The organism is Allobosea sp. GW822-FHT03F07, assembly GCF_058801345.1.
The window spans coordinates 72,757-84,802 of sequence record NZ_JBXAND010000009.1; the positions used below are offsets into that span (position 1 = coordinate 72,757).

Annotated in this window: 9 protein-coding genes; 7 read left to right on the forward strand and 2 right to left on the reverse strand. The window is 68.4% G+C overall.

The features are described 5' to 3' along the window. Positions 1-52 precede the first annotated feature (52 nt). Complete coding sequence (locus AC1RMY_RS21570) at positions 53-1,309, reverse strand: aminopeptidase (RefSeq protein ID WP_492868017.1); 1,257 nt, start codon at positions 1,307-1,309, stop codon at positions 53-55. Between the two features lie 251 nt (positions 1,310-1,560). Here AC1RMY_RS21570 and AC1RMY_RS21575 point away from each other — a divergent pair, with 251 nt between their 5' ends. The 7 genes from AC1RMY_RS21575 (at position 1,561) to AC1RMY_RS21605 (ending at position 10,250) form a co-directional block, all read left to right on the forward strand. Beyond that, entirely contained in the window at positions 1,561-2,142 is a 582-nt protein-coding gene (locus AC1RMY_RS21575) for a GbsR/MarR family transcriptional regulator (RefSeq protein WP_492868019.1), read from the forward strand. Further along, the gene (gene cydD, locus AC1RMY_RS21580; protein WP_492868021.1) at positions 2,139-3,818 is read left to right on the forward strand and encodes a thiol reductant ABC exporter subunit CydD; all 1,680 of its coding nucleotides are present in this window, start codon (positions 2,139-2,141) and stop codon (positions 3,816-3,818) included. Before AC1RMY_RS21575 ends, cydD begins: the two co-directional genes overlap by 4 nt. Continuing rightward, entirely contained in the window at positions 3,815-5,509 is a 1,695-nt protein-coding gene (locus AC1RMY_RS21585; protein WP_492868022.1) for an amino acid ABC transporter ATP-binding/permease protein, read from the forward strand. Before cydD ends, AC1RMY_RS21585 begins: the two co-directional genes overlap by 4 nt. Positions 5,510-5,578: 69 nt before the next feature. Next, entirely contained in the window at positions 5,579-7,156 is a 1,578-nt protein-coding gene (locus AC1RMY_RS21590) for a cytochrome ubiquinol oxidase subunit I (protein ID WP_492868024.1), read from the forward strand. Positions 7,157-7,163: 7 nt separating this feature from the next. Next, on the forward strand, positions 7,164-8,321 hold the full coding sequence (gene cydB / locus AC1RMY_RS21595; protein ID WP_492868026.1) for a cytochrome d ubiquinol oxidase subunit II: 1,158 nt from the start codon (positions 7,164-7,166) through the stop codon (positions 8,319-8,321). A gap of 20 nt (positions 8,322-8,341) precedes the next feature. Continuing rightward, positions 8,342-8,473, forward strand: a complete 132-nt coding sequence (gene cydX / locus AC1RMY_RS21600) for a cytochrome bd-I oxidase subunit CydX (protein ID WP_492868028.1) — start codon at positions 8,342-8,344, stop codon at positions 8,471-8,473. A gap of 178 nt (positions 8,474-8,651) precedes the next feature. Then, positions 8,652-10,250: a gamma-glutamyltransferase gene (locus AC1RMY_RS21605; protein ID WP_492868030.1), complete on the forward strand. Its 1,599-nt coding sequence runs from the start codon at positions 8,652-8,654 to the stop codon at positions 10,248-10,250. Positions 10,251-10,408: 158 nt separating this feature from the next. Here AC1RMY_RS21605 and AC1RMY_RS21610 read toward each other — a convergent pair whose 3' ends face one another. Continuing rightward, on the reverse strand, positions 10,409-11,989 hold the full coding sequence (locus AC1RMY_RS21610; RefSeq protein WP_492868032.1) for an ABC transporter substrate-binding protein: 1,581 nt from the start codon (positions 11,987-11,989) through the stop codon (positions 10,409-10,411). Positions 11,990-12,046 lie beyond the last annotated feature (57 nt).

A 12,046-nucleotide genomic window follows, 5' to 3' on the forward strand; every position in this document is an offset into this window, starting at 1 on the left:
ATTCCGGGCTCGCCCTGCGGGCGCCCCGGAATGATGCGGCTGGTTCCGTCGCTCAGGCCCATTCGCCCTTGCGGAACACCGGAACCCGGCTGCCGTCGGCGTGGACGCCGTCGATGTCGACCTGGTCGGAGCCGATCATCCAGTCGATATGGATGAAGCTCTTGTTGCCGCCCTGCGCCGCGATCTGCTCCGGCGTCAGCGAGGCGCCGTCGAGGAAGCACTTCGAATAGCACTGGCCCAGCGCGATATGGCAGGAGGCGTTCTCGTCGAAGAGCGTGTTGTAGAACAGGATGCCGCTCTGCGAGATCGGCGAGGAATGCGGCACCAGCGCGACCTCGCCGAGCCGGCGCGCACCCTCGTCGGTGTCGAGCACCTTGGCCAGCACGTCCGCGCCTCGCGCCGCCTTCGATTCGACGATGCGGCCGGCCTCAAAGCGCACCTGGATCTGGTCGATCAGCGTGCCCTGATAGGAGAGCGGCTTGGTGCTGGAGACATGGCCCTCGACGCGTCGGGCATGCGGCGTGGTGAAGACCTCTTCGGTCGGGATGTTGGCGTTGCAGGTGACGCCGTTCTTGGCGGTCGAGGCGCCGCCCTGCCATTCATGGCCGTCGGCGAGGCCGACGGTCAGGTCGGTGCCGGGACCTGAGAAATGCAGCGCCTGGAAGCGCTGGCCGTTGAGCCATTGCGTGCGGGTGCGGAGCGCCGCGTTGTGCGTGGCCCAGGCCGGGACGGGATCGCCGGCATCGACGCGGGAAGCCGCGAAGATCGCGTCGGCGAGCTTCGCCACCGCAATGTCTTCGGCATCGCCCGGGAAGACCCGCCGTGCCCAGGCCGCCGTCGGATAGGCCAGGATGTTCCAGTTGATGTCGAAGCCGGCGATCTTCTCCAGCGCCGGCTGATAGGCGATCGAATTGGCCTTGCTGGCACGTGAGACCTTCGCCGGGTCCTGCTCGGAGAGCAGCATCGGATCGTCGCCGACGATGGCGAGGCGTGCAGTGTTGTTCGCGAAGGCCTTGGCGACGCCCTCGTGCAGCCAGCCCGGCGCGCGGTCGAAGCCGTCGTCCGAGGCGTAGCGGTAGCGGGCGAGCGTCACCTCCTCGTCGGAGAGGATCGGCGTGACGAGGCCGGCGCCGGCCTTGTAGGCGTGCTCGGCGATCTTGCGCACCAGCGGCAGCGCCGCGACCGGAGCGGTCAGGAAGAGATCCTGGCCGGCCTGAAGATTCAGCCCGACGCGGACCGCGGCCTGCGCCAGCCGGTCGAGTTTTTCCGGGTCGATCGATGCGGGGATGCTGCGCTGATGGATGGTCATGGGAACGCCTGAGGTGATGCTGTCAGGCGAATCTAGTGCAGAGCGAGCCGTGCGCCAATGCGCCGACCGACTGCCCCCATGCGCGATTGCGCCGCGCGCCTCCGTGCAGACGCGCGGCAGACGCGCGCCAGGCCCATTGCTTGATCCATCACAATGCCCGGCTTGCATGGCTGTTCCAGCTTGCGATGCGCCATTTCTGAGCGTACATGAATTTCAGAAATTTCTGAAAATTCAGATTGACCGGAACGTCGATGAAACTTTCGCCGCTCACCCAGGCCTTCGTTCTGCATTTCGGCGAGATGGGCAGTCGCTGGGGCATCAACCGGACTGTGGGGCAGATCTATGCGCTGCTCTATCTTTCTTCCGAGCCGCTCTGTGCGGACGACATCGTCGAAAGCCTCGGCGTCTCCCGCTCGAATGTCTCGATGGGCCTGCGCGAATTGCAGGCCTGGAACCTCGTGCTGCTGAAGCATCTGCCGGGTGACCGCCGCGACTTCTTCACGACACCCGATGATGTCTGGCAGATCCTGCGCACGCTGGCCGAGGAGCGGAAGAAGCGCGAGGTTGACCCGACGCTGTCGGTGCTGCGCGAAATCCTGATGCAACATCCCACCGACGAGGCTGAGCGGCACGCCCAGGCCCGGATGGCGGAGATGCACGGGCTGATTGAACAGCTAACGACGTGGTATGACGACGTCAAGACGCTCGAAACGGATCGACTCGCCATGCTGCTGGGGCTCGGTGCACGCGTCACCAAGCTGCTTGAGGTCAAGGACAGGATCGTCTCGATCGGCCGTCCACGCCGGCCCACCGAGAAGGCTCCGGCGTCATGACGGCAGCGGTCGCGCGCGCTTCCGCCCCGATGGCTGCGGATCAGTGCAGCCGTGCCGCCATGCTGATGCAGACGGGGGGCGCATTGCTCTGGCTGCCGCAGGCCGCGCTGATCGCCTTCGTCATCGGCGGCATCGCCGAGGGGGCCGGCTGGCGGGACGCATTGCTGCCGGCAGCCGGGGTGCTGATGCTCGGTTGCGCGCGCGCTGCGCTTGAAGCCCTCGGCGGGCGAAAGGCCTTCCTGATCGCGCGGGCCAGCCTGTCCCGGCGCCGCGAGGAGGCGGTCGCGGCGCTGGCTGCCGGCTCGCCGCTCGACCGGGACCGGCCTGCCTCTGGGTTCGCGGCCAGCGTCGTTGCAGAACAGGCCGAGGCGGTGGTGCCGTATCTGGCGCGGTTTGCCCCGGCGCGCTTCAAGGCGACGGCGGTGCCGCTCGTCATCCTCTGTGCCGTGCTGCCGCTGTCCTGGGTCGCGGCGCTGGTGCTGCTGCTGGCGGCGCCGCTGATACCGATCTTCATGGCGTTGATCGGCTGGCGCGCCAAGGCGGCGAGCGAGGCCCAGCTTGCCGAAACCGGCAACCTCAACGCCTTCCTGCTCGACCGCCTGCGGGGGCTCGCCACGATCCGCGCGCTCGACGCCGTCGATGCCACGGCAATGCGGCTGCGGGCGAATGCGGAGGATCTGCGCGCTCGGACCATGGCGGTGCTGCGCATCGCTTTCCTGTCGTCGGCGGTGCTGGAGCTGTTCTCCGCGCTCGGGGTCGCCCTGGTCGCGGTCTATGTCGGCTTCCATCTGCTCGATGCCTTGCCTTTCGGCGCCTGGGGCGGGCGGCTCGGCCTGAGCGAGGGGCTCTTCATCCTGCTGCTGGCGCCGGCCTTCTTCGAGCCGCTGCGCGAATTGTCCTCGGTCTGGCATGATCGCGCCGCGGGGCAAGCCGCGATCGCGGCGCTTGATGGCCTGTCGCGTGATGGGCTCGCATTGGTCGGCGCGACCGGGATGGAGCGCGAAGCGGCAGGCGGCGCCGTCGATCTGCGGATCGAGAATCTGTGTTTTCGTCATGCTGGAACGGACGAGCCCGTTCTCGACGGCTTCGATCTCCGGGTCGCGGCCGGCGAGCATGTCGCGATCCTCGGGCCCAGCGGTTCGGGCAAATCGACGCTGCTCGCCCTCGTTGCCGGCCTCGCGCCGGCGGATAGCGGCGAGATCAGCGTTGGCGGGACCAGGCTCGGGCCGGAGAGCGCGGGAGGGCTGCGGCGGCGGATGGCATGGGTCGGCCAGCGTCCGCATCTCTTCGCTGGAACGCTGGCCGGCAATGTCGCGCTCGGGCGCAGGGAAGCCGGGGCTGCGGATGTCGGCGCTGCGCTGCGCATGGCGGCGCTCGACGACCTCGCGGCCGCAAAGCCTGGCGCCCCGATCGGTGAAGGCGGCGCTGGCCTGTCCGGCGGCGAGGGGCTGCGGCTCGCCCTGGCGCGCGGCGTGGCGAATCCCCTGGCCGGGCTGATCCTCGCGGACGAACCGACGGCCCATCTCGATGCCGGCACGGCGCGCGAGATCACCGAGCGGCTGCTCGCCTTCGCGGCCGGGCGCACGCTTCTCGTCGCGACCCATGATCCTGTGCTGGCGGCACGGATGGACAGGGTCGTCCGGCTCGATCTCGAAAGGCTGGAGGGCGCGGCATGACGGCTGCGTTCCGGCATCTCCGGCCCATCCTCGCGGTCTTCGTCGCGGAGCGCCGCGGCGCATTGCTGGGCGGCGCGCTGCTCGCCACTGTCACGGTGCTGGCCGGCGTCGCGCTGCTTGGCCTGGCGGGCTGGTTCATCACGGCAACCGCGATCGCCGGGCTGTCCTCGGCGACGGCGCTGGCCTTCGACGTCTTCGCGCCGTCGGCCGGCATCCGCCTGCTGGCGCTCGGCCGCACGGCCTCGCGCTACGGCGAGCGGCTGGTGACGCATGACGCGACCCTGCGCCTGCTGGCGGGGCTGCGCGAACGGCTGTTCCGCGGCTGGGCCGGGCGCGGGGCGGCGGGCCTTCTGCTGAGGCGCCCCGCGCGGCTGCTGTTCCGGCTGACGGCGGATATCGATGCGCTCGATTCGCTCTATCTGCGCGTCCTGGTGCCGATGGCCGCGGCGCTCGGCACGGCGGCCATGGTCGCGCTGGCGCTGGCGCTGCTGCATCCGGCGCTGGGTCTCGCTGCGGGCGCCTGGCTGCTGCTCGCCGGTCTCGGGCTTCCCATCACGGCGGCGGTATGGGCGCTGAAGCCGGCGCGCCGGCGGGCCCATGCGGGCGAAGCGCTGCGGGCGCGGGCGATCGATCTCGTCGCGGGGCAGACCGACCTCGCCATGGCGGGGCGCCTCCCGGCCCAATGCGCAGCGCTGGCCTTGGACGACCGGCGGCAGGCCGAGAGCGACGACGCCCTCAATCGGATCGAGACCGGGGTCGGCATTGGTTTCGGCCTGGCCTCGGCCTCGCTCCTGTCGGGCACGCTGCTGGCTGTGGCGGCGCTGGCCGAGACAGGGCGGATCGGGGCGCCGGTCGCGGCGCTCGCCGTCCTGGTCGCGCTGGCGGCGCTGGAACCCTTCGCGGCGTTGCGCCGGGGCGCGCTCGAACTCGGCCGCACGCTGTTTTCGGCACGGCGGCTCGGGCCGAGGCTGGCGCCTGCCGAGGCGTCCCCGGTCGGCGTTCCTCCGTCCGTGCAGGGCCTGGCTGCCCGGCTGGATGGTGTCGCGGTTCGGCCGGACGGCGCGGTGCTCCCCGTTCTCGCCGAGATTTCGCTCTCGCTGCGGCGGGGCGAAACCGTCGCGATCGTCGGGCCGAGCGGCGCCGGCAAATCGACGCTGCTCGGCGTCATCGCCGGTGAGATCAAGCCGGCGGGCGGAGGGGTCGAGGCCCTGCCGGCGACGCTGCTGACGCAGCGCAGCGAACTCTTCCAGGACAGCCTGCGCGACAATCTGAGGCTGGCCGATCCGGCGGCCGATGATGCGCGGCTGCTGGCTGCCCTCGCCTCCGCCGGCCTGCGAGCCGATGTCGAGGCGCTGCCCGAGGGGCTCGCTGCGCGCCTGGGCGAGAACGGGCTCGGGCTATCCGGCGGCCAGGCGCGACGGTTGACGCTGGCGCGGCTGTTCCTGCGCGACACGCCGCTCTGGCTGCTCGACGAGCCGACCGAAGGTCTCGACGGAGCGACGGCGCGCGACGTGATGGCCCGGCTGCGCATCGCCGGTGAAGGGCGCTGCGTCGTCATCGCGACCCATATCCGGCGCGAGGCCGAGCATGCCGACCGGCTGATCGTCATGGATCGCGGGCAGATTCTGAGTGTGTTGCGGCGTGGCGAGCCTGCTTACGCGGCGGCTCTCGCCGCCCTGCGGCCGGATTGAGAGCGGATTTCCTTGCCGGCGCTGCAGTCCCGCGGCGCTGGCGGATATGGGTGGCAGGGGAGGACACAGATGGACCTCGATATCGTCGCGCTATCGCGCCTGCAATTCGCGTTGACGGCGCTCTATCACTTCCTGTTCGTGCCGTTGACGCTGGGCCTCTCGGTCCTGCTGGCGATCATGGAGACGGTCTATGTCATGACCGGCCGGGTGATCTGGCGGCAGATGACCAAGTTCTGGGGCACGCTGTTCGGCATCAACTTCGTCCTCGGCGTTGCCACCGGCATCGTCATGGAATTCCAGTTCGGGATGAACTGGAGCTATTACAGCCATTATGTCGGCGACATCTTCGGCGCGCCGCTCGCCATCGAAGGGCTGATGGCCTTCTTCCTCGAGGCGACCTTCGTCGGGCTGTTTTTCTTCGGCTGGGACAAGCTCTCGAAGATCGGCCATCTCGCCGCGACCTGGGCCGTGGCGCTGGGCTCGAACTTCTCGGCGCTGTGGATCCTGATCGCCAATGGCTGGATGCAGAACCCGGTCGGCGCGGCCTTCAACCCACAGACGATGCGGATGGAGATCACCGATTTCGCCGCGGTGCTGTTCAACCCCGTCGCGCAGGCCAAGTTCGTCCATACCGTCTCGGCCGGCTATGTCGCGGCCTCGCTCTTCGTGCTCGGCATCTCCGCCTGGTACCTGCTGAAGGGGCGCCATCTCGAACTCGCCAAGCGCTCGATGACGGTCGCTGCCTCCTTCGGGCTGGCGGCTTCACTGTCCGTCGTCGTGCTCGGCGACGAGAGCGGCTATCTCTCCTCCGAGCATCAGAAGATGAAGCTCGCCGCAATCGAGGCGATGTGGCACACCGAGCCTGCTCCCGCTGCCTTCACGCTATTCGGCTTCCCCGACGACAAGGCGCGCGAGACGCATTTCGCCGTGCGCATCCCCGCCGTGATGGGGCTGATCGGGACGCGCTCGCTGACGCAGGAACTGCCGGGCATCAAGGAACTGGTCGAACTCGCCAAGGTCCGGATCGGTCAAGGCGTGACCGCTTTCGACGCGCTCCAGAAGATCAGGGCGGCAGGCAGCACGGCGGCGGTTCCCAATGATGTCCGCAAGGCTTTCGAGGACAACGGCGCGCAGCTCGGCTACGGGCTGCTGCTCAAGCGCTATGTCGACGATCCCCGCAAGGCGACGCCGGAGCAGATCGACAAGGCCGCCTGGGATACGGTGCCAATGGTCGCGCCGCTGTTCTGGACCTTCCGCATCATGGTCGGCCTCGGGATGTTCTTCATCCTGCTGACGGCCGTGTTCTTCGTGCTCTCGGCGCGGCGCATGCTCGACCGCTATCCCATGCTGCTGCGGATCGCGGTCTGGTCGATCCCGCTGCCCTGGATCGCGATCGAATGCGGCTGGTTCGTCGCGGAGGTGGGGCGCCAACCCTGGGTCATCGAGGGCGTGCTGCCGACGGCGGCGGCCGTCTCCAGCCTCGGCGCCGGCACGGTGCTCGCCACCATCATCGGCTATGTCGCGATCTACACCGTGCTGCTGATCATCGAGATGAAGCTGATGCTGGCCGCCATCCGCAAGGGGCCGGAACCTGACCACGAGCCGGAAGCAGCCCTCGTTCCCGCAAACCTCGTCGCGGCGGAGTGATGTCATCATGATCCTTCATCAGCTCATCGACTACGATACGCTGCGCCTGATCTGGTGGCTGCTGCTCGGCATCCTGCTGATCGGCTTCGCCGTGACAGACGGGTTCGATCTCGGCGTCGGCATCCTCCTGCCCTTTGTCGGCGAGGGCGACGTGCAAAGGCGCGTGGTGATCAACACGATCGGCCCGGTCTGGGAGGGCAATCAGGTCTGGCTCATCCTCGGGGGCGGGGCGATCTTCGCCGCCTGGCCGCCGCTCTATGCGGTGTCGTTCTCGGGCTTCTATCTCGCGATGTTCGCGATCCTCGCCGCGCTGATCCTGCGGCCGGTCGGTTTCAAGTATCGCTCCAAGCGCGAGAGCGCGGCCTGGCGCAGGAACTGGGACTGGGCGCTGTTCATCGGCGGTTTCGTGCCGGCGCTGATCTTCGGCGTCGCGGTCGGCAATGTCCTGCAGGGCGTGCCGTTCCGGCTCGATGACGATCTGCGGATCTTCTATGACGGCACGTTCTTCGGCCTGCTCAATCCCTTCGCGCTGCTCTGCGGGCTGCTGTCGGTGGCGATGCTGACGATGCATGGCGCCGGCTGGCTGATGCTGAAGACCTCGGGTGAGATCTCGGTGCGCGCCCGGCGCTATGGCAGCCTGGCGGCGCTGGCGACGATCGTGCTCTTCGCGCTGGGCGGCCTGTGGCTCTGGCTCGGTGTCGACGGCTACAGGATCACCAGCCCCGTCACCACAACGGGGCCCTCCAACCCGCTGCTGAAGTCCGTCGCGCTCGATGGCAAGGCGTGGTTCGCCAATTACGCCGCCCGGCCCTGGCTGCTGATCGCGCCCGCGCTGGGCTTCCTGGGCGCGGCCGGGGCCTATCTCGGCCAGCGCAGCGGGCGCGGCGAGGTTGCGACACTGATGGCCAGCAAGATCTCGATCTTTGGGATCATTTCGACCGTCGGCGTCTCGATGTTCCCCTTCATCCTGCCCTCCTCGGCCCAGCCGAAGGCGAGCCTGACGGTGTGGGACGCATCCTCCAGCCATCTGACGCTGTTCATCATGCTGGTCGCGACCGCGATATTCCTGCCGATCGTCGTGGCCTACACGAGCTGGGTCTACCGGGTGCTGTGGGGCAAGGTCGAGGAGCAGGCGATCCGCGACGAATCCGGCCACGCTTACTGAAACCGGAAGGGACGAACGCTATGTGGTATTTTTCCTGGCTGCTCGGCCTGCCGCTCGCCGCCGCTTTCGCGGTGCTGAACGCGATGTGGTACGAGCTGATGGACGATGAGGCGAAGCGCAAACAGGAGGCGGCGGCTCAGAACCGGCGCTGAGGCAGCGCGCCGCGCCTAACCAGCGCCGTGCCGACATGCCACTTCGACATGCCCCCCGGCCAATCCGGCGGGCGCAATCGTCCTTGGTCTCTGTCATATATCTTCGAAATCGCGTCGCGGCCCCGCCGATGTCCGGCGGCGTCGCGGCGCGCTCGGGCCTAATGGGGAGCTGTCGCCGATGAGCGTTGTCAAAGAGGTGCCTTACCGAACGCAGAACTGGAACCTCGGCAAGCCGATGGCGAGCGGGCGCAACGGCATCGTCGTGTCGCAGAACCGTGAGGCGGCCGAGGCCGGCGCAGCGATCCTCGAGGCCGGGGGCAATGCGGCGGACGCTGCCGTCGCTGCCTGTTTCGCACTCGCCGCTGTCGAGCCCTGGAACAGCGGCATCGGTGGTATTGGTTTCGCGGTCGTGCTCAAGGCGAACGAGACGCAGGCCAAGGTGGTGGATTTCGGGCCGGTCGCGCCGCGTCGGGCAAACCCGGCCGACTATCCGCTGACCGGCGAGATGAAGAAGGACCTGTTCACCTGGCCCGAGGTCGTCGGCGACGTGAACATCCACGGCCCGCTCTCCTTCGTCATACCGTCCTCAGTCGCGGGCTACGCCGCGCTGAAGGAGAGCTTCGGCACGGCCATGCCTGTCGCCGATCTGCTGGCGCCGGCGATCGCGCTGGCCAGGCGGGGCCTCGCGCAGGACTGGTATACGACGCTGAAGATCGCCTCCTCGGCATCGGTGCTGCGGCTCTATGAGGAGAGCGCGCGGATCTATCTGCCGAACGGCCTGCCGCCGGTGCCGCCCTATCAGGGCAAGCCCGGCTTCTTCCGCCTGGGCAATCTCGCCGCGACGCTGGAGCGCCTCGCCTCGGCCGGGCTCGACGATTTCTATCGCGGCGAACTGGCCGGGCGGCTTGCGGCCGACATCAAGGCGATGGGCGGCGTGGTCGATGCCGAGGATCTCGCCGCTTGCCGGGCTATCGTTCGAGACGCGCCGACGATCGACTGGCGCGGCACTCACCTTGTCCACACCGCCGGCGGTTTGACCGCCGCGCCGACGCTGGAGGCGGTGGTCGCCGGCATGGCGTCGGACAAGCCCGGCCCCGCGGGCCCCGATGCCGAGTGGTTCGCGACGCTTTCGCGGGTGATGCGCGAGGCCTATGCCAGCCGCCTCGAAGGTCTGGGTGCGGCTCAGGCCGCGAAGGAGCCGGGCGACACCTGTACCACCCATCTGACCGTCGTCGACGGCGAAGGCAATCTCGTCAGCGTCACGACGACGCTGCTCTCCTCGATGGGCAGCCGCGTCGTGCTGCCCGACACCGGCGTGCTGATGAACAACGGCATGATGTGGTTCGATCCGCGGCCCGGCAGCGCCAATGCGATCGCGCCCGGCGCCCGGCCGCTCTGCAATATGTGCCCGGTGATCGTGACCCCGAAGGATGGAAGCTGGCCGCGCTATGCCGGCGGCTCCTCCGGCGGGCGGCGCATCCTCGCGAGCGTCTACCAGATGCTGGCCTGGACCGTGGATTGCGAGTTCGGTCTCGAACAGGCGGCGCATCTGCCGCGGATCGATGTATCTGGCCCGGACCAGACCAGCGCCGATCTGCGGCTACCGGCGCAGACTCTGGCTGCGCTGGAGGCGGCCGGCCCGCTCGTCGTCGTCGAGCATGGCGTGCTGCCGATCAATTTCGCCTGCCCCAACCTGATCCGCGTCGATGCCGATGGCGCCGAGGGCATCAGCGACGTGATCTCGCCCTGGTCGGCGGCGGTGGCGGCGAAGGGGTGAGAGCGTCTCAACATCGAGCGCGTGAACGCGCCGTCATCCCGGGCGGCCATCGGTCGGCCCGGGATCCATCATAGAGCTCAGTTCTCTACGATGGATCCCGGAGTTCCGCTGCGCTCCATCCGGGATGACGGCGCGGTTCCGAACTCAGGCGATGTTCCTCACACCCGCTTCAGGCCCCACGGATAGGGCGCGGAGCCCTTCTGCATGCCGGTCAGGCTCTTGCGATAGGCCGTGCGGATCATGAAGACGCCGAGCGGGATCGTCGCGGTGTCCTCGAGCGCCAGACGGCCCAGCGCTGCGGCGGCCTTCTTCTGCGAGGCCTCGTCGGGGGCGTAGAGCCACTCCTCGGCCAACGCCTCCGCCTTGGCGCTGTCATACCAGCCGAACCAGCCCTTGGCGCCCTGGCCGCGCACCAGATAGGACAGGGCCGGGTTGCTCCAGCCCATCGCCGAGCCGGTGGTGTGGAAGATGCTCCAGCCGCCCTTCTCGACCGGCTCGCGGCTGTTGCGGCGCTGGATCACCGTGCCCCAGTCGCTCGCGACGAAGTCGACATTCATGCCGATGCTCTTGAGCAGCTCGTAGGTGACGTCGCCGAGCGGGCCGATATCGGGGAAATCGGTCGGGCTGATGATGACGACCTTCTCGCCGTTGTAGCCGGACTCTTTCAAGGCCGCCTTGGCCTTGTCGACACTCTGCGGCATCAGGTCCTCAAGCTCGCCGTCGTAATAGGGCGTGCCCCGGAACCAGAGATTGCGCGAGGTCTTCCAGATCGAGGTGTCGTCGCCCTGGGTGGCGCGCATGTAGTCCTCCTGGTTCACCGCCATGCGGACCGCGGCGCGCACCTTCGGATTGTTGAAGGGCGGGTGCAGGTGGTTGAGCCGCATGATCGCGCCGCGGCCGGATTCGTCGGTGACCTCGCGGGTGATGTCGGGGCTCTTGGCCAGCATCGGCTGGAGGTCGCTGAGCGGGCGCTCCCACCAGTCGACCTCGCCCTTGATCAGGGCGTTGGCGGCCGTCGCCGGGTCGGGCAGGATCTGCCACTCGATGCGCTTGAAGTTCGCGACCTTGCCGCCAGCATTGCGGCTGGGGGGCTCGCTGCGAGGCTTGTAGTCCTCGAACTTTTCATAGGCGACCTTGCTGCCCGAGACGTATTCGGCCGGAATGAAGCGATAGGGGCCCGAGCCGATGACCTCGGTGATCTGCTTGGTCGCCTCGGTTTGCGCCAGGCGCTCCGGCATGATGAAGAGCGGCGAATCCGCCTTCGCGAGCACATCGAGCATCATCGGGAAGGCGCGCGTCAGCTTGATCTCGAGGGTCTTGTCATCGACGGCGGCCGAGGACTCGATGACCTTGGCGAGAAGCTGGCCATAGGGGTCGCGCTGGACCCAGCGCTTCAGGCTCTGCAAGGCGTCGGAGGCCTTCACGGGGGCGCCGTCATGGAAGGCGAGCCCGTCGCGCAGCTTGAAGCGCCAGCTCTTGCCGTCGGCGGCGACGAGATGGCTCTCGACCATCTGCGGCTGCGGCTTGCCGGCGAGGTCGAGCCCATAGAGCGTGTCGTAGACGTAGTAGCCGTGATTGCTGGTCACGGTCGCCGTCGTCCAGACCGGATCGAGCGCGGTCAGATTGGCCTGCGGCACGAATTTCAGCGTGGTCGCCGATTGTGCGGAGGCGCGCCCGATCGCGGCCGGCCCGGCCAGGGCCAAGGCAGTCGCCCCCTTCAGAAATGTACGACGCTTCATCGACTTAACCCCCTGTGTTCTGCATGATGACGGCATGGGACGCGCGCGCAGCGACGC